Raw genomic sequence first — 19,352 nt, 5'->3', positions numbered from 1 at the left:
GTTCTTGTAGTCCCGGAGGCGTGGACGACCTGCTACGACAAAGGGGGGAACGGTGGCCAAGACTGCCTGGCTTCGACGACCGAGCCCCCTGCTTAAGGCAGTCGGGCCTCATCAACGAATCACGTTTCAAGCGGAGTATAGACACCGACGAATGGGGCGCAACGCAGGGATCGAAATGATCTTCACGCAACCAAACGTTTGCGCTGAAAGGCGCATGGATACTGGGTCGGGACACAATAATGGCACATTGATATAGCCAATTTCCTACACGTGCCTAAGAGATATAACAAATGCGTCTTAGCGATTCTCGTAAGCAAGCTAACTTAGTGTCTTCCGTTTGTAACGCCTTGTCCCTGGAGTTGTCATGAACATCGCTGCTGTACGCGAGCAGATCGAAAACGCCCATCAACATGAGAGCCGCACAGGCCAACTGAAAAACCGTCTCGAGAAGCAACTGCCACACCTGCACCCTTCGATCCACCTACCCCAGCAGGACGCCCAGGGTACTTTGGCCCGCTTCGTCGGCGCCTATATCAACGAGGTTCCAGAACTGCTCGAAGCCGCGCACACCGTGGCCCTCGAGGCCGGCATCGAATCGCAGATCAAGCCGGTGCTGAAGATTGCCGAGGCCTATTTCCTGCAGCCACCGAGCGTGATGGCCGGGCAGGTCGGGCTGGATTGCCTGTTGGACGAGGCCTACCTGGCGCATCGCCTGGTCGAGGAGGTCAACGACCTGTATATCCGCCATTTCCAGCAACCGCTGATTCCGGTGGATACCACGGTCGCCAACCTGATCGCCCACCAGCTGATCGGCGAGACCTTCGCCAACCAGTTGGATGAAGTGGTGCATCACTCGGTGGACGAGATGCTTGATGACGAGAGCTTCGCCGTGGAGTCAGTGGAGCGCTATCGCGACAAGCTGTCGAACCCGGAAACCGGAGAGGCCTGGAAACGCTGGCCATGCCTGTCGCGCCAGCTGGGCGTGGAGTTGAGCCAGTCGGCCTGAGCTTGAATCTAGAGTGTTTCGACTGGCCTCATCGCCGGCAAGCCGGCTCCCACAAGTACAACGCAGGATTTGATACCGGCGCCGTCATTGTGGGAGCCGGCTTGCCGGCGATGGGCCGCTAGGCGGCCCTCTTAGACGCCAACCCCCGCCGTAGTCCGCAACCGTCCCTCGACCCGCCGCTTCAGACGCCGCTGCTCCAGCACCAGCCGCGAGCCCTTGGCCGCACCGCTGCGGCCCCAGTCCTCCAGCAGTTCCAGGCAGGAATGGTCGATATAGCTCAGGTTGCCGAGGGGCACGTGTAGTGTTGTCCCCTCAGGCACGGTATCGAGCACCTGGGTCAGCGCCGGCACCTTGAGGAAGGTGGCCGCACCGCCAAGGCGCAGCTCCATGTGCCCCGGCTTGTCCAGCGCCACCAGGTTGATCTTCAACCGCGCCGCCTTCAACGCCAGCTTCAGCAGGGTCAGGGCAAAGCCCAGCAGCACGCCGGTCAGCAAGTCGGTAAAGATGATCGCCAGGGCCGTCGCCGCATAGGTGAACATCGGCATCCGCCCGTAGCGGCCAAGACCACGGAATGCCTTGAAGTCCACCAGTTTCACGCCGGTATAGACCAGCACCCCGGCCAGGCTGGCCACCGGGATCTGCTGCAGCACACTGCTCAGCGCCACGACGAACGCCAACAACCACAGGCCATGCAGGATCGCCGAGGCGCGGGTCTGCGCACCGGCCTGGACATTGGCCGAGCTGCGTACGATCACACCGGTCATCGGCAATGCGCCGAGCACGCCGCAGAGCATGTTGCCGATACCCTGCGCCGACAGCTCTCGGTCGAAATCCGAGCGCTGGCCACTGTGCATGCGATCGACTGCCGCCGCGGACAACAAGGTCTCGGCGCTGGCGATGAAGGCCAGGGCGAAGGCCGCCACCAGCAGGGTCGGGTCGGCCAGCTTGAGCAGGTCGTCGGGGCGCAGCCAGTCAATGGCCTCGGACAGGTCCGCAGGTACCTGCACGCGGTTGACCGGCAGTGCCAGCCACAAGCTGACAGCGGTCATTGCCGCCACACCGAGCAAGGCACCGGGAATGAAGCGCAGGCGTTGCGGACGTAAACGTTCCCAACCCCACATGATGGCAATGGTGCCCAGGCCCAACGCGCCGGCCTGCCAACCGGCACCTGCGCTTTCCAGCGGCAGGGCCGAGGCCAGCGTCGCCGGGAAGCCCAGCAGGTTGTCCACGCCCGATGGCTGGGGCGCCGTGTCGAACATCACGTGCACCTGGGACAACACGATCAGCACGCCGATCCCGGCAAGCATGCCGTACACCACCGCCGGCGCGGTGACCCGGAACCAGCAGCCCAGGCGCAAGCGCCCGGCCAGCAGTTGCAGCAGGCCGGCAAGCAGCAGGATAGGCCCGAGCATGGCCACGCCATGCTGGCGCACCAGCTCGAACACCAGCACCGCCAGGCCCGCCGCCGGGCCGCTGACCTGCAACGGCGAACCGGCGAGAAAACCCACGACGATGCCACCGATGATCCCGGTGATCAGCCCCTTTGCGGGCGGCATGCCCGAGGCGATGGCGATGCCCATGCACAAGGGCAGGGCCACCAGGAAGACCACCACCGAAGCCAGCAACTCACGCGGCAGGGCCGCCTTTATCTGTGTCATGTTCACCATGTAGCTCCTTTCTAGATTCACGGCCATTCCGCTGGCCGCTAGCACGGGGAAGCCTGAACGACGCGCAGGCGTGGGCCGCCAGCAGGTCCGCCGGCACGGCATTCAGGAAGATTCAAGGCAGGCGAAGGCCGCGCCGCACCCATCGGGTGCAGCCGGCAATCAAGGCTTGTTCAGCGTGTTGGGGTCGCTTAGTAGCGGCCTCTCGGTGTGGCAGAAGGGATCGACTCACCCGCGGTCAGCGGCAGGAAGCGGTCGCTGGCGGCATCGTAGGCTTCGATCTGGCTGGTTTCGATGTCGTAGATCCAGCCATGGATGTGCAACTGGCCGGCCGCCAGGCGCGAGGCGACCGAAGGATGGGTGCGCAGGTGGTGCAGCTGGGCGATGACGTTTTCCTTGGTCAGCAGCTGCATGCTTTCGTGCTCGCTGCCGCAGGAGCAGTTGTCTTCGATCACGGTCCGCGCCACTTCGGCATGGCGCAGCCAGGCGGAGACGGTCGGCATCTTGGCCAGCGATTGCGGATTGAGCACCGCACGCATGGCACCGCAGTCGGAGTGACCGCAGACGATGATGTGGTGCACGCCCAAGGCCAGCACCGCGTACTCGATGGCGCTCGACACACCGCCATTCATCTGCCCGTACGGCGGCACGACGTTACCGACGTTACGGGTGACGAACAGGTCGCCCGGCGAACTTTGGGTGATCAGCTCAGGGACGATGCGCGAATCGGCGCAGGTGATGAACATGGCCCGCGGCTTCTGCGCGGTGGCCAGTTTCTTGAACAGCTCTTGCTGCTCGGGGAAGACTTCGGTGTGGAACCGCAGGAAGCCGTCGACGATATGCTTGAGGGCGGCATCGGCGCTTTCGGCGGGTGCGGCCGGGACAACCTTGGATGGGTCCTTGACGGGCATGATTCATCCTCTGGACGGTTTGAAAGTGAATTCCATGTTACCGGGGAAAGATCAGGGTGACGCGGGGATTTAGATGACGCGCACGGGTAAATAATCACAGTCACCGCTGACTCATGACTCACGCTAGCGTAGGAAACTTAACTGAAACTTAATTGCGCAGGCTCTAGAACGGGCGTTCTGGATAGGAGAGGGGAGAACTGGATAATAGCAAAAAAGCATCAGATGCCAAGCTTCATGAGTGAAATTGTTGGGTTGCTTTAGTTGTACTGATAGAACTCGACTTCCCGATTGAACGAGCCGCCGGCTAGAACAGTGCCATCTGTGCACCGGGAGGACAGAAGGCGCTGCAATCAAGCGCCAACTCCTCCCGCCCTTCGAACCCCAGCCGCCTGGCCGCCTTGCGAAAGCGCTGCGCCAGCAAGTCAGCGAATACCCCTTCACCGCGCATCCGCGCACCGAAGCGGCTGTCGTACAGTTCGCCGCCACGGCTCTGACGAATCAGGCTCAGCACATGCGTGGCCCGCTGCGGGTAGTGATCGTGCAGCCACTGCTCGAACAACGGTGCCACCTCCAGCGGCAAGCGCAGCATCATGTACGCCGCGCTCTGCGCGCCGGCCTCCTTCGCCGCCTCCAGCAGGTGCTCCAGTTCGCTGTCATTGATCATCGGGATCATCGGCGAGCACAGCACGCCCACCGGAACACCGGCCTCACGCAGCACGCGAATAGCGCGCAGGCGCGCCTTTGGAGCGGCCGCACGTGGCTCGAGGGTGCGCTTGAGCTCATCGTCCAGGGTGGTGAGGCTGATCATCACCCGCGCCAGGCGCTGGCTGGCCAGCTCGCTCAGCAGGTCAAGGTCGCGCAGCACCAGCGAGCCCTTGGTGACGATGGTCACTGGGTGGCGGTAGCGCAGCAGAACTTCGAGCAGGCGCCGGGTCAGCTGTTGTTCGCGCTCGATGGGCTGATAAGGGTCGGTGTTGGACCCCAGGTTGATCGGCGCGCAGACATAGCCGGGCTTGCTCAGTTGCTGCTCGAGCACCTCGGCGGCGTTGGTCTTGGCGATCAGCTTGGTTTCGAAGTCCAGGCCGGGGGAGAGGTCCCAGTAGGCGTGGCTGGGACGGGCGTAACAGTAGATGCAGCCATGCTCGCAACCGCGATAGGGGTTGATCGAGCGGTCGAAAGGCAGGTCGGGTGAAGTGTTGCGCGCGATGATGGTCTTCGCCACCTCGATCCGTACCTCGGTGCCCTGGGTTATCGGCACCTCCTGGTACCACCCGTCATCCTCGGCCACCGCACGACTCGGGGCGAAACGGTTGTGCGGGTTGCTGGCGGTGCCGCGGCCGCGGATGGGAGAAGTAGACATGACGACAACCCATTTACTGTATTTTTGTACAGTACAATGAGTCGTCATCGATAACCAGTACCGTCAGGCAGGCTGATGCCAGTCACGGTAGGCCGCCAGGGAAAGCCCCCTGCCGACGAATGCGCTGAATGAAGCGGAAAGCCCGCGCAAAGCAATTTTGGTCATGAGTTCCCGCCGCATGATCCGCGCGACCTCCCGCTGGTCGACACCTTGTTCCTCGAAACGGGTGAACGCATCGATGGCATGCGCCTGCGCCCATTTGTAGCTGTAGTACCCGGCCTCATAGCCCGTCACCAGGTAATCGAATGACTCGGCGAAGCGCTCCTGCGCGAATGCCGCAGGAAGCCCGACCAGATGGCTGGCCTGGCGGGCCAGGTCTTGCAGGTCGAGACGTGCATCCCCATCACGGTGCGCAATGAAGTCGAACCAGGCACGCCGCAACTTCTCGGCCTCGGCCACACCCCGTAGCCGCCGCCGGCTCGCCAGCCAGCGCCGCAAGGCTTCCAGGGGAACCGGGGCAGTATCCGCCATGAGGGCAGTGACGCCTTGCAGAGCAGGTGCGGACCAGCACCATTGCTCGAACAGGATGCCAACGAACTCGCAGCTGTCCGGGCCGAGCATCGCCGGCAGGGTGCGATTGAGGCGACGATGACGATGGGTCACGAGAATCTGGTGCAGCGCATGGCCGAATTCATGATGAAGCTTGCACAAATCGCTGTGGCCAAGGCGCGACGTAGATCCATCGGGGCCGTGTGCGAAGGAGCAGGACAGCAGTGTGGTTGGCAAAGTCAGCGCACCGTCGGCATCGACATGGCGCTGACGCATGGGGTAGCAGTACGGCCAGGACACTTTGCCAGGACGCGCGTGAAGGTCGAGGTAGATGTACCCCAGCACGCTACCCTGCTCGCATACCTCCAGCACTTGCACATCTGCGTGCCAGACCGCGACGGCACGCGGCACCATGCGGATATCGAACAATCGCTCGTGCAGCTCGCGCAAAGCGGTCAGGGCTGTATCGAGTGGGAACCGATCACGCAGTTGCAACCCGGCGACAGCATCGTCCCTGAGCTGCCTGGTCAGATAAGCGATATCCCAAGGCTCAAGCGTCCCCATACCCAACTGGTCAGCCCGCTCCTGCAGTTCCTTTAGGTCAGCTTGCAGCCTGGGACGGTTCTCTTCGATCAGACCGTCGATGAATGTTTCGACCTCGCTTGTGGTACGAGCGGCTTTCAGCTCGAGCCCGACCTCGGCAGCGTTGGCCAAGCCCAGCAGTTGGGCCCGCTCGTGTCGCAAACGCAACAGCGCTTGCATTACCTGGGCATTGTCGTGGTCAGGGTCCGTCGCCAGCGACCGGGAAGCACGGTAGACCCAGGCACGCAGCGAGCGATCATCAGCCGATTCGAGAATCGCCTCGACGGTCGTTTCCCCCAGGTCGATCAGCCAGCCATCCAGCTCCTCTTCCTGGGCGTTGTCACGCAGGCGTCGCCGTTGCGGTCGGTCAAGACCACTCAATTGCGATTCATCGGTCAACAAACGTGCCCCGGCACTTCGAGCGCCTCTCAGATTGCTCATGAACTGCCGTTCGAGCCCGCTAATGGCAGCTTCGGTCGCGCGCAATTGGGCCCGTTCAGCGCCCCCCAGCTGAAAGCCACCCAGGCGAAAGTCCCTGAGAAGCCTCGACAGCACCACACGTTGCTCAGTGTCGAGTGTCGCCTCGTCGATGCGTTGATAGGCCTGCAACAGCCCCGGGCATTCATGTTTACGCCGCTTCCAGTCGCCGAGCAAACCATGGCAGGCACTCACCGCATCGGCCCAATCCCCGCCCTCGTAAGCGAGGGGGACCAGTGAGTGAAAAGTGTCCTCCAGCCGCTGGTCGAGCCGCTCGATTGCCAGGACCAGGTCATTCCATCCAGGAACATGCGCCTGATCGGCAACGATCCGTTCAAGCGCTGTCAGATTGGCATCATGAATCTGGCGAACAGCCGGTTCGAGCTGCTCGGGCCGCAACGACGCGTAATCAAGCAGCCCGCCAGGAAGAAAAACGAATGGGTGGGTCATCGTGCACCTCGGTGCGGGTCAAGGGACCTACACCTTAGTGACCCACCCAAGCGGGACAGGCAGCAATATCTACTCTGAGCCCAAAGAGCGTCCCGAGGGCGCCCGAAAGGTCGTTATTCCGAAGGCTTCTTCAGCTTCGGATTGGGGAAGAACTGCACGGTCTGCACCTTGGCCGGCGGCGCTTTCGGCGCCAGGTGGTTGACCCGGGTGCCGAGCTCGCTGGGTACCGACAGGCCTTGTTCGTTCAGGGTGTCAGTGAACCCGCAGGCCACGCACTCACGGTGCGGCACGCCGTCCTCGTTCCACATCATCAGCTTGTCCATCTCGCTGCATGCCGGGCAAACCGCCCCGGCAATGAAGCGTCGCTTGCTCTTGCTCACGGCTACCTCACTCATGCCGCCGCGTCCTCGGTGAGGCCGCTGTGGCGCAACAATGCATCGATGGAAGGCTCGCGGCCACGGAAGTCGACGAACAGCACCATCGGCTCTCGGGAACCGCCACGGGCCAGGATGGCTTCGCGGAAGGCGCGGCCGGTCTCGGCGTTGAGCACACCTTCTTCCTCAAAGCGCGAGAAGGCGTCGGCCGACAGCACTTCAGCCCACTTGTAGCTGTAGTAACCCGCCGCATAACCGCCGGCGAAGATGTGCGCGAAGCTGTTGGGGAAGCGATTATAGGCCGGTGGACGCATCACCGAGACCTCGTCACGCACGCCCTCGAGCACCTGCAGCACGCTGCGGCCGTCGCCATGGGTGGCGTGCAGCTCGAAGTCGAACAGCGAGAACTCCAGCTGGCGCACCATCATCATGCCGGACTGGAAGTTCTTCGCCGCGAGCATCTTGTCCAGCAGGTCCTGGGGCAATGCCTCACCGGTCTCGTAGTGGCCGGAGATCAGCGCCAGGCCCTCGGGCTCCCAGCACCAGTTCTCCATGAACTGGCTCGGCAGCTCCACCGCATCCCAGGCCACGCCGTTGATGCCGGACACGCCGGCATGCTCGATGCGGGTCAGCAAGTGGTGCAGGCCGTGCCCGAACTCGTGGAACAGGGTGGTGACTTCGTCGTGGGTAAGCAGCGCGGGTTTGCCGGGCGTGGCCGGGGTGAAGTTGCACACCAGGTTGGCCACCGGGCTCTGCAAGCTGCCATTGGCGGTGCGGCGATGGTCGCGGGCGCCGTCCATCCAGGCACCGCCACGTTTGTTGGCGCGGGCATAGAGGTCGAAGAAGAAGCGGCCGACGTGCTGGCCGTTTTCCTTGATCTCGAACAGGCGCACGTCCGGGTGCCAGCTGTCGAAGCCCTTGAGTTCGTTGATCTCGATGCCGTACAGGCGTTGCACGATGACGAACAGGCCGGACAGCACCTTGTCGATCGGGAAGTAGGCGCGCAGCGCTTCCTGGGACACGCTGTAGCGCTGCTCGCGCAGCTTCTCGCCGAAGTACCCGGCGTCCCAGCTGGCCAGCTCGGGGGTGCCTTGCTCGGCGGCATAGGCCTTGAGCTGCTCCAGGTCCTGGGCGGCGAATGGCTTGGAACGCTTGGCCAGGTCGCGCAGGAAACTCAGCACCTGGTCGCTGGATTCGGCCATCTTGGTGGCCAGGCTCAGTTCGGCGAAGTTCTTGTAACCCAGCAGCCCGGCCAGTTCCTGGCGCAGGTCGAGGATCTCTTCCATCACCGGGCCGTTGTCGAACTGGCCGGCATTCGGGCCCTGGTCGGAGGCACGGGTGCAGTAGGCGGCATACAGCTCTTCGCGCAGGGCGCGGTCGCTGGCGTAGGTCATCACTGCGTAGTAGCTGGGGAACTCCAGGGTGATCAGCCAGCCGTCCAGGCCCTTGGCCTGCGCTGCGGCGGCCATCTGCACCTTGGCCGAGTCGGTCAGGCCGGCCAGCGCGGCTTCGTCGGTGACGTGCTTGGTCCAGGCCTGGGTGGCGTCGAGCAGTTGGTTGGAGAAGCGGCTGCCCAGCTCGCTGAGCTTGCTCTGCACCTCGGCATAGCGCTGCTGCTTGTCGGCCGGCAAGTCGATGCCCGACAGGCGGAAATCGCGCAGGGCGTGGTCGATGATGGTCTTCTGCGCCACGTCGAAGCTGGCGGCTTCAGGGCTGGCGGCCAGGGCTTCATAAGCTTCGAACAGGGCACGGTTCTGGCCCAGCTCGGTGGAATAGGCGCTCAGGGCCGGCAGGCACGACTCGTAGGCCTCGCGCAGTTCCTGGCTGTTGCACACCGCGTTGAGGTGGCTGACCGGGCTCCAGGCGGCGCCCAGGCGGTCGTTGAGTTCGTCCATCGCCAGCACCAGGCCGGCCCAGGTCGGGATCTTGCCCTGCTTTTCGAGGATCTCGGCGATGGCCTTGCGGTTGTCGGCGAGGATCTGCTCGATCGCCGGCAGCACATGCTCGGCGCGGATCGCCGAGAAGGGCGGCAGATCATGGGACTGCAGCAGCGGGTTGTTCGCACTCACGGTTCGGGTACCTTGGCAGGAGAAACACGGGACCATCTTAATTACAATCGACGCCGACCGCAGCAGGCAGCCTGCCTATCGGCATTGCAGAGGAACACTATCATGGCCATCCGCACGTTTCGGGAACACACGCCGAAAGTGGGACCACGGGCCTTCGTCGACCGTTCGGCGGTGGTCATCGGCGACGTCGAGATCGGCGAGGACAGCTCGATCTGGCCGTTGACCGTAGTACGCGGCGACATGCACCGGATCCGTATTGGCGCGCGCACCAGCGTGCAGGACGGCAGCGTGCTGCACATCACCCACGCCGGGCCCTTCAACCCCGATGGCTACCCACTGATCATAGGCGACGAGGTGACCATCGGTCACAAAGTCATGCTGCATGGCTGTACCCTGGGCAATCGCATCCTGGTCGGCATGGGCAGCACCATCATGGACGGCGCCATCGTCGAGGACGAAGTGATCATCGGCGCCGGCAGCCTGGTGCCACCCGGCAAGCGCCTGGTCAGCGGCTACCTGTACATGGGCAGCCCGGTGAAGCAGGTGCGCCTGCTGAGCGAGCAGGAACACGCGTTCTTCCCCTACAGCGCCGGCAACTACGTCAAGCTCAAGGACCAGCACCTGGCCGAAGGCTACGACCTCTCGGAATGAATTCGACTGCAGAGAACACCATGCACCAGCAGAACATCCTCTTCGACCTCGACGGCACCCTGACCGACCCGCGCCTGGGCATCACCCGCTCGATCCAGTACGCGCTGGCCAAGCTGGGCATCGACGAGCCGGACCTTACCCGCCTCGAGCACTTCATCGGCCCGCCCTTGCTGCAGGCGTTCATGCAGTTCTATGCCTTTGACGAGGCCAAGGCCTGGGACGCGGTGAACTTTTACCGTGAGCGCTTCAAGGTAACCGGGCTGTACGAAAACCTGGTGTTCGACGGCGTGCCCGAGTTGCTGCAAGCGCTCAATGGCCAGGGCCGCACCCTGTACATCGCCACCTCCAAACCCTGGGAGTTCGCCCGCGAAATCGCCCGGCATTTCGCCTTCGACCATCACTTCAAGGTGATCTACGGCAGCGAGCTCGATGGCACGCGGACCAACAAGGTCGAGCTGATTCGCCACCTGCTGGACGAGGAGGGGCTGGATCCGACGCAGACCTTGATGATCGGGGATCGCAAGCATGACCTGATCGGTGCGCGCAGCAACGGTTTGCAAGCAGTCGCGGTGGGCTATGGATTCGGCAGCCGGGAAGAACTCGAGGCCGAGGCGCCGGCGTTCCACTTCGAGACGCTGGCCGAGTTGCACCAGGCATTCGTGCGCTGATCCCGCTTTATCGCGGATCAGGCCCGCCCCCACGCGCTGTCGTGGCAGCGGGCTTGCCCCGCGATGAGGCCAGCGCTGCCAACGCCAATTTGCGCTGCTCGATCGGCAACCTCCCAAGCGCCTCCACCCGCTCATAAAACCGCAGCCAATCCCCACCAACCTCTTTGAACAACTGCGAAAAAGCCGGCACCCACTGGTCATACAGGCCAAACGGCAACAACTTCGCATTGTTCATCGGCCCGTACATCCAGGCATCGAAACGCCGATCCCCCGCCCAATCCCGATCCCGCACCTCCCGGTATTCCCGTCGCAACCGCTCGAACTCAGCCTGCTTGGCCGCACGCTTGCCTGCCTCATCCAAGGGTCCCGCATAGATCGCTTGCAGTCGCTCGCGGCTGGCCAGCACCAAGCGGGTAAATTGCTCGCGCTGCGCCACGCCGCCATCCTCGATTGCCTCCATCCCGCGCGCCGCGCGCCATTGCCGGGTGCCTTCCTGCTCGACGAACGACGCGAACGATTCGTTGAACTCGGTATCGTCCTGTACGTAAAAGCGTTGATGCGCCAACTCATGGAAAATCACCGTAGCCAGGCGCTCCTCGCCCCAACCGACCATGGTCGAAAGAATCGGGTCGTCGAACCAGCCCAGGGTGGAGTAGGCCTCCACGCCCCCGACATAGACATCCAGCCCCTCCTGGCGCATCAGCGCCGCCGCTCCGCGGGCGGCACCCTGGCGGTAGTAGCCGCGATAGGCCACGCATCCAGCAATGGGGAAACAATGGGTCACCGGCTGCAATGACAGCTCTGGGGTGGCGAACACGTTCCACACCACGTATGGCCGGCCGAGATCGGCATACACCCGATAACTGCCGTTGTCCGGCAACTTCAGTTGCGCGCTGGCAAAGGCCCGGGCTTTTTCGGCGAACAGCAGGCGCTGACGCAAAGCCGGGCTGGTGCCCGGGTCTGCAATCACCCGATCCAGCGGCTGGCGTGCCCGCAACAGCTGCCATTGCCCCTCGGCCAGCTGACCGTAATAGCCCACGCTGGAGCAACCGCTCAGCAGGACAGCCAGCGTCACGGGAACAAACCGGGTGAAAACGCGGTCGAGAGCCCGACGGCTGCAGCGCATGAAAAGAAAAAGTCCAAACATCGAGGCTGTCTATCTCGCTCGTCGGCCGAATGCGACCAAGACTATCTCGCCAAGGGGAAGCTTTGCCATGCGTACACTGTTTGCCGTCGGCACGCTCGTGCTGTTGTCCGGGTGTTCCACCTTGCCCGACCCGGACCCGAATCAGGCCTGGGTAGACCTGGCACCGGGTGACAACGATTCGCTGCACGCCCTGCAAGTGGATGAACGCGACTGGGCCGACAGCCGCTACTTCGAGGTCCAACCCGGCAACCATGAACTGACCGTGCGCTATCAGTTCGCCGTGACGCCCAGCAACATCGGCCCGGTGGAGCAGCCGCTGTGGCGCGACTGCCAGCTCAACCTCACCTTCAAGGACTTCACTGCCGGCCAGCGCTACCAGATGCAAGCCGGCAGCATCGGCTTCCGGCCGTGGATCAAACTCTACGACCAGCGCCAGAAGCTGATCGGCCAGGGCGAACCGGCAGGCTGCCAGCGCACCTGAACACCGCGAACGGCGCTATGCTTGTAGCCTGTGAACCGCGAGCGGGAGTTTCACCATGCGCCAGCCCATGATGCTGATGGCCCTCAGTGCTTTGGGGGCTTGCGCCAGCCCCTTGCCCCCCGCCGACCCCGGCAAGGCCTGGATCGACATGTATACCATCACCCCCGGTCGCACCCTCATGGCCGACCGCCTGGACGGCAAGCGCCTGGACGATGGCCGCTACTTTCAGGTGACGCCGGGCCGGCATGAACTGGTGGTGCGTTTCGACTACGAGATCTACGCCGGTGGCTTCAGTACCGACCCGACCGAGCGGACCTGCTACCTGACCGTGCGCTACAACGATTTCAAGGCAGGCGAGCGTTACCGCCTGGAGGCCCGGGCTCCGGCCATGCAGCCGCAGGTGCTGTTGTACGACGCCAACCGCAAGGTGGTGGTGAACGAACCGAGCAACGTCACCTGTATTCCTTGATCGATGGTGGGGCTGCTGCGCAGCCCCGACTGTCGAGCCTTACCGATCATTCTTCTGGTAGATGATCTTCTTCGTGCCGCCATCGCAGCTGCCAACGATCATGTTGGGGTCACTGACCTCGGCATTGGGCACGATCTCCAGCGTGTAGGAGGAAACCTTGTTCGCCTGGATCTTCGCTTCGATCTCGGCCTTCAATTCCTCGCACGGCTTGGGCGCGGCCAGTGCGGCGGTGGCCAGCAGGGAAGCCAGCACACCAAATGCTACGCGGATCATGGAACGGCTCCTGAGGCAGGGCAGACGAGCTGCCAACGCTGGTTAGACTACAGGAAACCGCCGCCGTTGCGCCTCCTAGGAAAGCAGCGTGGCATCAAGGCTGATAGTTGCGTTCAGCACCTTGGACACCGGGCAGCCAGCCTTGGCCTTGTTGGCGATCTCCTGGAACTGCGCCTCGCTGGCCCCAGGCACGGTGGCCTTGAGGGTCAGGTGAACGGCGGTGATGGCAAAGCCATCAGCCTGCTTGTCCAGGCTTACCTCGGCGTGAGTGTCGATCCGTTCAGGCGTGAATCCCGCCTCGCCCAACATCATCGACAACGCCATGGAGAAGCAACCGGCATGGGCAGCGCCGATCAGCTCCTCCGGGTTGGTCCCGGGCGTGCCTTCGAAACGGGTGTTGAAACCGTAGGGCGCTTGCTTGAGCGCGCCGCTTTCAGTGGAGATCTGGCCCTTGCCATCCTTCAGGCCACCTTGCCAGACCGCCGATGCTGTCTTCTTCATGCTGCCTCCTGTCACAGGGTTGGGGTGTCTAAGGTTCTGAGGACCAGGCCCACGCCAAGTTCAGATCAATCTGCAAGAAGGCATTGAATCCAGCGAATGTGCCCATACAGAGTCCAGAAGGCCCATGGCCAACCACCTGTAGCGGAGGCTCCAATGACGCACCTGCGAGACCTGAAGATTTCCACCCTCGACCTGGTGCCCGTGCGCGCCGACGGCAGCCCGGCGCAATCGCTGCGCAATTCGCTGGACCTGGCGCAACACGTCGAGCGGTTCGGCTACAACCGCTTCTGGGTCGCCGAACACCACAACATGGACGGTATCGCCAGCTCGGCCACCGCCGTGCTGATCGGTTACCTCGCCGGGGGTACCTCGACCATCCGCATCGGCTCTGGCGGAGTGATGCTGCCCAACCACGCACCGCTGGTGATCGCCGAACAGTTCGGCACTCTCGCCAGCCTGTACCCAGGCCGCATCGACCTGGGCCTGGGCCGCGCCCCAGGTTCCGACCAGATGACCGCCCGCGCCTTGCGCCGCGAGCGCTCCGGCAGCGCCGACGACTTTCCGGACGATGTCGAGGAGCTGTCACGCTACCTGGGCCCGCGCACCGACGACCAGAAGGTCATCGCCGTGCCCGGCCACGACACCGAGGTGCCCATGTGGCTGCTCGGCTCCAGCCTGTTCAGCGCCCAGCTCGCCGGCATGCGCGGCATGCCCTACGCCTTTGCTTCGCATTTCGCGCCGCGCTACATGCACGAGGCGATCCGCATCTATCGCGACCATTTCAAACCGTCGACGACGCTGGACAAGCCTTACGTGATGCTGGGCATTCCGATGGTGGTGGCGGAAACCGACGAAAAGGCCGAATACCTGGCCACCTCGGTGTACCAGCGCATCCTCGCGCTGATCCGTGGCCAGAGCCTGATGCAGCGTCCGCCGGTCGAGAGCATGAATGGCCTTTGGCTGCCCCATGAACGTGATGCGGTGAGCAGCTTCCTGGGCCTGGCGATGATCGGCAGCCCGCAGAAGGTGCGGGCGAAGGTCGAGGTGTTGCTGGAGCAGACAGGGGCGGACGAGCTGATTTTCACCAGTGACCTGTATGAGCATGCCGACCGGATCAAGTCCTATGAGCTGATGGCGCAGGCGCTCAAGGCCGAGTGATATCAATCGCGGGGCAGGCCCACTCCCACAGGACTAGCAGAGCCTTTGTGGGTAACGGCCTTGCCCCGCGGTACAGCTACTAATCGCGGCTATAGGCGATGACCTTGGTACCGCCCTCACAGGTACCCACCACCTTGTCGGCAGGATCACCTTTGGGTGCGATCGTAAGCTTGTAGCCCTTCACACCCTTGGCATCCAGCTTCGCCGCAATCTCAGCCTTGAGTTCCTCGCACGGCTTGCCCGCCGCCATCGCGCCGCCAGCCAACACCATCAGCCCCACGGCCAGAATCAATTTCTTCATCGATCGCTTTCCTTGTACAGATCAAAGACAAAAAGGGCGCGAAGCACGCGCCCTGCAACCTTGATACCCCAACACGCCGGGCAAGCCTAGCCCAGCTTGGTTTCAGCTGTTGGCGATGCGGAACCCAACCTTCAGCGTCACCTGGAAATGCGCGGCCTTGTTGTCACGGATATGCCCGCGGGTATCGATCACTTCGAACCATTCAAGGTGCTTGATGCTCTTGCCGGCCTCGGCCAGGGCATTGTTGATCGCTTCTTCGATGCTGGTGGGCGAAGACCCGACCAGCTCGATCTTCTTGTAGGTGTGATGATCCGACATGAGCGCTCTCCTTGAGTGGGTAGTGGCTTGAGCCTAGCAGCACAGGCCCGGTTTACCTGCGAGCGATCGCCGCAGGGGAAAGTTCGATCGCACTTTCACCCAGCTGCGCAGTCGCAACCTGTACATCCCCACTCAGCAAGGAGAGTCGACATGGCACGCAATGCGTTGCGCAAAACCTCACTGGAAAGCATGGAAGCCGAGATCGAAAGCCTCCTCAAGACTCTGGAAGGCCTCAAGCACGATGCGTCGGAAGAAACGCAGAAGACCATGAAGACGCTGCGCGGCAACGCCGAAAGCGCCCTCAAGCACTCACGCAGCCTGCTCAGCGATGCCTACGAGGAAGTGAAGACCCGCACCCGCGAAACCAGCGTAGCCACCCGCGACTATGCCCAGGAACACCCCTGGACTACCGCAGGTGTCGCGGTGGGCGCCCTGGGCCTGCTGGCCGCCTACCTGATGTGCCGCCGCAACTAACCCGTCTGTCGCTGCAGCTCCTGGCGCAGCCATTGCGCCAGTTGCTCGGCGCGCCCGTCCGCGGCGCGCCGGGGTACCCACAAGGCCAGTGCCGCATTGGTCGGGGAGAAGCCCCAGGGCGCGGCCAGCCGCCCGGCTTTCAGGTCGTCCGCCACCAGCGGTTGCGGGGCAATGGCCACACCCAGCCCGGCCACTGCTGCTTCCAGCAAGTAGTAGAGATGCTCGAAGGCTTGCCCGTAGCTCAGCGCCTCGGGCGCCAGCCCATGCCGTCGCGCCCAGGTAGGCCAAGCCTGCGGCCGCGAGGTCGTATGGAGTACGGCAACATGCTGCAAAGCCACGGCTGGCAAGGCTTTCAAACGATCGAAGGCGTCAAAGCGCGGGCTCATCACCGGGCCGATGCGCTCCTCGGCGAGCACGTGTACCCGCATGTCCGCAGGCCACGGCGGCTCTGCGTAGACCAGCAGTGCGTCCAGCCCCGGGCGTCGCGGATCAAGGTCACCTTCGCCCGCTGACAGGTGCAGGCGCAGCTCCGGCAGGTCGGCTTTCAGGCGCCCCAGGCGGGGGATGAACCAACGCGCCAGCAAGCTGCCGGAGCAACCGAGCACGAACGGCGCTTCGTCGGCATCGCGGGAAAGCTCGGCGCAGACACCGCGCAGCCGGTCGAAGGCCTCGAAGCTGGCATCGCGCAGACGCACACCGGCATCTGTGAGTTTGACGCCGCGCCCGTCCTTGACGAACAAGGCTACCCCCAGATGCTCCTCAAGCACCTTGATCTGCCGGCTGACCGCGCCATGGGTGACATGAAGCGCTTCTGCTGCCTGGCTGACACTGTTCAGCCGGGCTGTCGCCTCGAACGCCCGCAACGCATTGAGGGGAGGAAGGTCCTGAGCCATCTTACTTGTGAGTTTTCCTGACAGGTTTGCGCAATCTTATCGGTTTTCAGCCGGCCACGTCGTGGTTAGAGTAAAGCCCATCGAATCTCTACTTCGCCTACGGAGCGCCCCATGACCCAGACCCAATACCGCCCCGGCCCCGACGCCAACGGCCTGTTCGGCTCGTTCGGCGGCCGCTACGTGGCCGAAACCCTGATGCCGCTGGTACTCGACCTTGCCCGCGAATACGAAGCCGCCAAGGCCGACCCCAAGTTCCTCGAAGAGCTGGCCTACTTCCAGCGCGACTACATTGGCCGGCCCAACCCGCTGTACTTCGCCGAGCGCCTGACCGAGCACTGCGGCGGCGCCAAGATCTTCTTCAAGCGTGAAGAACTCAACCACACCGGCGCGCACAAGGTGAACAACTGCATCGGCCAGGTGCTGCTGGCCAAGCGCATGGGCAAGAAACGCCTGATTGCCGAGACCGGCGCCGGCATGCACGGTGTGGCTACGGCCACCGTCGCCGCGCGCTTCGGCCTGCCCTGCGTGATCTACATGGGCGCCACCGACATCGAGCGCCAGCAGGCCAACGTGTTCCGCATGAAGCTGCTGGGCGCCGAGATCGTCCCGGTCACCGCTGGCACCGGCACGCTCAAGGACGCCATGAACGAGGCCCTGCGCGACTGGGTCACCAACGTCGACGACACCTTCTACCTGATCGGCACCGTGGCAGGTCCCCACCCGTACCCGGCGATGGTCCGCGACTTCCAGTCGATCATCGGCAAAGAGACCCGCGCCCAGCTGCACGAGAAGGAAGGGCGCCTGCCCGACAGCCTGATTGCCTGCGTCGGCGGCGGCTCCAACGCCATGGGCCTGTTCCACGAGTTCCTCGAAGAGCCGAGCGTCAAGATCATCGGCGTCGAGGCCGGCGGCCACGGCGTGCACACCGACAAGCACGCGGCCAGCCTGAACGGCGGCGTACCAGGCGTGCTGCACGGCAACCGCACCTACCTGCTGCAGGACGACGACGGCCAGATCACCGACGCCCACTCGATTTCCGCAGGCCTGGACTACCCCGGCATCGGCCCGGAGCACGCCTACCTGCATGAAGTGAAGCGCGTGGAATACGTCAGCATCACCGACGACGAAGCGCTGGACGCCTTCCACATCAGCTGCCGCCTGGAAGGCATCATCCCGGCGCTGGAAAGCTCCCACGCCCTGGCCGAGGCGATCAAGCGCGCGCCGACGCTGCCCAAGGACCACTTGATGGTGATCTGCCTGTCCGGTCGCGGCGACAAGGACATGCAAACCGTGATGAACCACATGGCCGCCCAGGAGAAACAGGCATGAGCCGTCTCGAACAACGCTTCGCCGATCTCAAGGCCGAAGGCCGCTCGGCACTGGTCACCTTCGTTACCGCAGGCGACCCCGGCTACGATGCCTCGCTGCAAATCCTCAAGGGCCTGCCGGCCGCCGGTGCCGACGTGATCGAGCTGGGCATGCCGTTCACCGACCCGATGGCCGATGGCGTGGCGATCCAGCTCGCCACCCTGCGCGCCCTGGAAGCCGGCCAGACCCTGGCCAAGACCTTGCAGATGGTGCGTGAATTCCGTGTGGATAACCAAACCACCCCGATCGTGCTGATGGGTTACTACAACCCGATCCATCGCTTCGGCGTGGAGCAGTTCGTCGCCGAAGCCAAGCAAGCCGGCGTCGATGGCCTGATCATCGTCGACCTGCCGCCCGAGCATGACGCCGAGCTGGCCACCCCGGCTCAGGCCGCCGGTATCGACTTCATCCGCCTGACCACCCCGACCACCGACGACGCGCGCCTGCCGCGCGTGCTGGAGCGCAGCTCCGGGTTCGTCTACTACGTGTCGGTGGCAGGGGTGACCGGTGCGGGCTCGGCGACCACCGAGCATGTGACCGAGGCCATTGCGCGCCTGCGTCGGCATACCGACCTGCCGATCAGCGTTGGTTTCGGCATTCGTACGCCGGAGCAGGCTGCGGCTATCGCCCGCCTGGCCGATGGCGTGGTGGTGGGCTCGGCGCTGGTCGACAAGATCGCCCAGGCCAAGAGTGCCGAGCAGGCCGTGGCTGATGTGCTGAGCCTGTGCTCAGCACTGGCTGAAGGTGTGCGCGCCGCAAGGACTTGAATCATCTCGCGGCAGAAGGAGCGGGCAACCCGCTCCTTTTTTGCCCTTACCTAGTATTTTTGCCAGTAGCGTAAACCACCGACGAATTTCATGATGGGCTTCCAAATCTGCTGAAGGAATAGCTGTCATGCGTAAGATCGGAATCGCTGCACTGCTTGGCCTTTTCATGGTGGGCAACGCCTTCGCCGCCACTTGCCCAGAAACAAAGAGCCTCAAGGAAGTTGCCGGATCGGAAGATGGTTTGGACGGTTACGTCTATTCTGTTGCAAGTGGTAACTGGAAAGGCTTCGCGCCGAATGCCGACGACAAAGGCACTAAAGAAGTAGACCTTGCCACACTGAAACTCTCGGACTCGAAAACCACTGAGACTTCTGTCATCTGCCGCTACACAGATGCCAAAGGCGGTGGACTGAGCCTTTCACAGAAGAAATGATGGCGCGG

22 protein-coding genes are annotated in these 19,352 nt (G+C 63.4%); 10 read left to right on the top strand and 12 right to left on the bottom strand.

All coding sequences use genetic code 11. From position 1 onward, the window contains the following. Positions 1-364 precede the first annotated feature (364 nt). Positions 365-1,006, top strand: a complete 642-nt coding sequence (locus AAHK21_RS13910) for a hypothetical protein (RefSeq protein ID WP_102682998.1) — start codon at positions 365-367, stop codon at positions 1,004-1,006. A 131-nt stretch (positions 1,007-1,137) separates the two neighbouring features. Here AAHK21_RS13910 and AAHK21_RS13905 read toward each other — a convergent pair whose 3' ends face one another. From AAHK21_RS13905 to prlC, 6 genes are all read right to left on the bottom strand, one after another. After that, positions 1,138-2,670 carry a SulP family inorganic anion transporter gene (locus AAHK21_RS13905; protein ID WP_367857531.1) on the bottom strand — a complete coding sequence of 511 codons (1,533 nt, stop codon included), beginning with the start codon at positions 2,668-2,670 and terminating at the stop codon, positions 1,138-1,140. A 191-nt stretch (positions 2,671-2,861) separates the two neighbouring features. Continuing rightward, positions 2,862-3,581 (bottom strand): carbonic anhydrase, encoded by a 720-nt coding sequence (locus AAHK21_RS13900; protein WP_023628961.1) that lies wholly within the window; start codon positions 3,579-3,581, stop codon positions 2,862-2,864. Between the two features lie 304 nt (positions 3,582-3,885). Next, the gene (locus tag AAHK21_RS13895) at positions 3,886-4,989 is read right to left on the bottom strand and encodes a PA0069 family radical SAM protein (RefSeq protein ID WP_156177491.1); all 1,104 of its coding nucleotides are present in this window, start codon (positions 4,987-4,989) and stop codon (positions 3,886-3,888) included. Positions 4,990-5,004: 15 nt separating this feature from the next. Beyond that, the gene (locus AAHK21_RS13890; protein WP_367857530.1) at positions 5,005-6,999 is read right to left on the bottom strand and encodes a M3 family metallopeptidase; all 1,995 of its coding nucleotides are present in this window, start codon (positions 6,997-6,999) and stop codon (positions 5,005-5,007) included. Positions 7,000-7,112: 113 nt separating this feature from the next. After that, positions 7,113-7,394, bottom strand: coding sequence for a YheV family putative zinc ribbon protein (locus AAHK21_RS13885; RefSeq protein WP_046853600.1), 282 nt, complete (start codon positions 7,392-7,394; stop codon positions 7,113-7,115). Then, positions 7,391-9,478, bottom strand: coding sequence for an oligopeptidase A (gene prlC / locus AAHK21_RS13880; RefSeq protein WP_367857529.1), 2,088 nt, complete (start codon positions 9,476-9,478; stop codon positions 7,391-7,393). The genes AAHK21_RS13885 and prlC overlap by 4 nt, the downstream gene beginning before the upstream one ends. Before the next feature lie 66 nt (positions 9,479-9,544). Between prlC and AAHK21_RS13875 the strand changes: the two genes are divergently transcribed. Beyond that, positions 9,545-10,093: a gamma carbonic anhydrase family protein gene (locus AAHK21_RS13875; RefSeq protein WP_367857528.1), complete on the top strand. Its 549-nt coding sequence runs from the start codon at positions 9,545-9,547 to the stop codon at positions 10,091-10,093. A 20-nt stretch (positions 10,094-10,113) separates the two neighbouring features. Further along, positions 10,114-10,761, top strand: coding sequence for an HAD family hydrolase (locus AAHK21_RS13870; protein ID WP_094011055.1), 648 nt, complete (start codon positions 10,114-10,116; stop codon positions 10,759-10,761). 7 nt (positions 10,762-10,768) lie between these two features. Here AAHK21_RS13870 and AAHK21_RS13865 read toward each other — a convergent pair whose 3' ends face one another. Continuing rightward, positions 10,769-11,887 carry an aminopeptidase gene (locus AAHK21_RS13865; RefSeq protein ID WP_367858992.1) on the bottom strand — a complete coding sequence of 373 codons (1,119 nt, stop codon included), beginning with the start codon at positions 11,885-11,887 and terminating at the stop codon, positions 10,769-10,771. 88 nt (positions 11,888-11,975) lie between these two features. Here AAHK21_RS13865 and AAHK21_RS13860 point away from each other — a divergent pair, with 88 nt between their 5' ends. Both AAHK21_RS13860 and AAHK21_RS13855 read left to right on the top strand, forming a co-directional pair. Then, positions 11,976-12,389 (top strand): hypothetical protein, encoded by a 414-nt coding sequence (locus tag AAHK21_RS13860; RefSeq protein ID WP_094010805.1) that lies wholly within the window; start codon positions 11,976-11,978, stop codon positions 12,387-12,389. Between the two features lie 55 nt (positions 12,390-12,444). Next, complete coding sequence (locus AAHK21_RS13855) at positions 12,445-12,858, top strand: hypothetical protein (RefSeq protein WP_367857527.1); 414 nt, start codon at positions 12,445-12,447, stop codon at positions 12,856-12,858. Positions 12,859-12,897: 39 nt separating this feature from the next. On the opposite strand, the gene AAHK21_RS13850 is transcribed toward AAHK21_RS13855, so the two are convergent. Beyond that, positions 12,898-13,131, bottom strand: a complete 234-nt coding sequence (locus AAHK21_RS13850; RefSeq protein ID WP_046853596.1) for a DUF1161 domain-containing protein — start codon at positions 13,129-13,131, stop codon at positions 12,898-12,900. Positions 13,132-13,206: 75 nt separating this feature from the next. Beyond that, positions 13,207-13,632 carry an OsmC family protein gene (locus tag AAHK21_RS13845; protein ID WP_028688713.1) on the bottom strand — a complete coding sequence of 142 codons (426 nt, stop codon included), beginning with the start codon at positions 13,630-13,632 and terminating at the stop codon, positions 13,207-13,209. A gap of 153 nt (positions 13,633-13,785) precedes the next feature. On the opposite strand from AAHK21_RS13845, the gene AAHK21_RS13840 reads away from it, so the two are divergent. Further along, entirely contained in the window at positions 13,786-14,790 is a 1,005-nt protein-coding gene (locus AAHK21_RS13840) for an LLM class flavin-dependent oxidoreductase (RefSeq protein WP_367857526.1), read from the top strand. Between the two features lie 79 nt (positions 14,791-14,869). Here the strand turns inward: AAHK21_RS13840 and AAHK21_RS13835 are convergent, their stop codons facing one another. After that, positions 14,870-15,091, bottom strand: coding sequence for a DUF1161 domain-containing protein (locus tag AAHK21_RS13835; protein ID WP_102682988.1), 222 nt, complete (start codon positions 15,089-15,091; stop codon positions 14,870-14,872). 102 nt (positions 15,092-15,193) lie between these two features. Then, on the bottom strand, positions 15,194-15,409 hold the full coding sequence (locus AAHK21_RS13830) for a dodecin (protein ID WP_023632599.1): 216 nt from the start codon (positions 15,407-15,409) through the stop codon (positions 15,194-15,196). Positions 15,410-15,559: 150 nt separating this feature from the next. Between AAHK21_RS13830 and AAHK21_RS13825 the strand changes: the two genes are divergently transcribed. Continuing rightward, positions 15,560-15,883, top strand: coding sequence for a YqjD family protein (locus AAHK21_RS13825; RefSeq protein ID WP_367857525.1), 324 nt, complete (start codon positions 15,560-15,562; stop codon positions 15,881-15,883). Here the strand turns inward: AAHK21_RS13825 and AAHK21_RS13820 are convergent. Further along, positions 15,880-16,776: a LysR family transcriptional regulator gene (locus AAHK21_RS13820; protein WP_367857524.1), complete on the bottom strand. Its 897-nt coding sequence runs from the start codon at positions 16,774-16,776 to the stop codon at positions 15,880-15,882. The genes AAHK21_RS13825 and AAHK21_RS13820 overlap by 4 nt on opposite strands. Positions 16,777-16,887: 111 nt before the next feature. On the opposite strand from AAHK21_RS13820, the gene trpB reads away from it, so the two are divergent. The 3 genes from trpB (at position 16,888) to AAHK21_RS13805 (ending at position 19,344) form a co-directional block, all read left to right on the top strand. Then, positions 16,888-18,105 carry a tryptophan synthase subunit beta gene (gene trpB / locus AAHK21_RS13815; RefSeq protein WP_367857523.1) on the top strand — a complete coding sequence of 406 codons (1,218 nt, stop codon included), beginning with the start codon at positions 16,888-16,890 and terminating at the stop codon, positions 18,103-18,105. Beyond that, positions 18,102-18,911, top strand: coding sequence for a tryptophan synthase subunit alpha (trpA, locus tag AAHK21_RS13810; protein ID WP_367857522.1), 810 nt, complete (start codon positions 18,102-18,104; stop codon positions 18,909-18,911). Before trpB ends, trpA begins: the two co-directional genes overlap by 4 nt. A gap of 127 nt (positions 18,912-19,038) precedes the next feature. Beyond that, positions 19,039-19,344, top strand: coding sequence for a hypothetical protein (locus AAHK21_RS13805; protein WP_367857521.1), 306 nt, complete (start codon positions 19,039-19,041; stop codon positions 19,342-19,344). Positions 19,345-19,352 lie beyond the last annotated feature (8 nt).

Source organism: Pseudomonas sp. TE50-2 (genome assembly GCF_040813665.1).
Lineage (GTDB): Bacteria > Pseudomonadota > Gammaproteobacteria > Pseudomonadales > Pseudomonadaceae > Aquipseudomonas > Aquipseudomonas soli.
Note: the sequence above shows the minus strand (reverse complement) of the source record. Positions and strands in the feature narration are given on the sequence as shown.

Bases quoted from the DNA above. Each gene is read 5' to 3' on its own strand.
- AAHK21_RS13875 (WP_367857528.1), top strand. From the start codon at position 9,545: ATGGCCATCCGCACGTTTCGGGAACACACGCCGAAAGTGGGACCACGG.
- AAHK21_RS13845 (WP_028688713.1), bottom strand. From the start codon at position 13,632: ATGAAGAAGACAGCATCGGCGGTCTGGCAAGGTGGCCTGAAGGATGGC.
- prlC (WP_367857529.1), bottom strand. From the start codon at position 9,478: ATGGTCCCGTGTTTCTCCTGCCAAGGTACCCGAACCGTGAGTGCGAAC.
- AAHK21_RS13855 (WP_367857527.1), top strand. From the start codon at position 12,445: ATGCGCCAGCCCATGATGCTGATGGCCCTCAGTGCTTTGGGGGCTTGC.
- AAHK21_RS13835 (WP_102682988.1), bottom strand. From the start codon at position 15,091: ATGAAGAAATTGATTCTGGCCGTGGGGCTGATGGTGTTGGCTGGCGGC.
- AAHK21_RS13840 (WP_367857526.1), top strand. From the start codon at position 13,786: ATGACGCACCTGCGAGACCTGAAGATTTCCACCCTCGACCTGGTGCCC.
- AAHK21_RS13885 (WP_046853600.1), bottom strand. From the start codon at position 7,394: ATGAGTGAGGTAGCCGTGAGCAAGAGCAAGCGACGCTTCATTGCCGGG.
- AAHK21_RS13825 (WP_367857525.1), top strand. From the start codon at position 15,560: ATGGCACGCAATGCGTTGCGCAAAACCTCACTGGAAAGCATGGAAGCC.
- AAHK21_RS13865 (WP_367858992.1), bottom strand. From the start codon at position 11,887: ATGCGCTGCAGCCGTCGGGCTCTCGACCGCGTTTTCACCCGGTTTGTT.
- AAHK21_RS13820 (WP_367857524.1), bottom strand. From the start codon at position 16,776: ATGGCTCAGGACCTTCCTCCCCTCAATGCGTTGCGGGCGTTCGAGGCG.
- AAHK21_RS13900 (WP_023628961.1), bottom strand. From the start codon at position 3,581: ATGCCCGTCAAGGACCCATCCAAGGTTGTCCCGGCCGCACCCGCCGAA.
- trpB (WP_367857523.1), top strand. From the start codon at position 16,888: ATGACCCAGACCCAATACCGCCCCGGCCCCGACGCCAACGGCCTGTTC.
- AAHK21_RS13870 (WP_094011055.1), top strand. From the start codon at position 10,114: ATGCACCAGCAGAACATCCTCTTCGACCTCGACGGCACCCTGACCGAC.
- AAHK21_RS13805 (WP_367857521.1), top strand. From the start codon at position 19,039: ATGCGTAAGATCGGAATCGCTGCACTGCTTGGCCTTTTCATGGTGGGC.
- trpA (WP_367857522.1), top strand. From the start codon at position 18,102: ATGAGCCGTCTCGAACAACGCTTCGCCGATCTCAAGGCCGAAGGCCGC.
- AAHK21_RS13850 (WP_046853596.1), bottom strand. From the start codon at position 13,131: ATGATCCGCGTAGCATTTGGTGTGCTGGCTTCCCTGCTGGCCACCGCC.
- AAHK21_RS13890 (WP_367857530.1), bottom strand. From the start codon at position 6,999: ATGACCCACCCATTCGTTTTTCTTCCTGGCGGGCTGCTTGATTACGCG.
- AAHK21_RS13895 (WP_156177491.1), bottom strand. From the start codon at position 4,989: ATGACGACTCATTGTACTGTACAAAAATACAGTAAATGGGTTGTCGTC.
- AAHK21_RS13830 (WP_023632599.1), bottom strand. From the start codon at position 15,409: ATGTCGGATCATCACACCTACAAGAAGATCGAGCTGGTCGGGTCTTCG.
- AAHK21_RS13910 (WP_102682998.1), top strand. From the start codon at position 365: ATGAACATCGCTGCTGTACGCGAGCAGATCGAAAACGCCCATCAACAT.
- AAHK21_RS13860 (WP_094010805.1), top strand. From the start codon at position 11,976: ATGCGTACACTGTTTGCCGTCGGCACGCTCGTGCTGTTGTCCGGGTGT.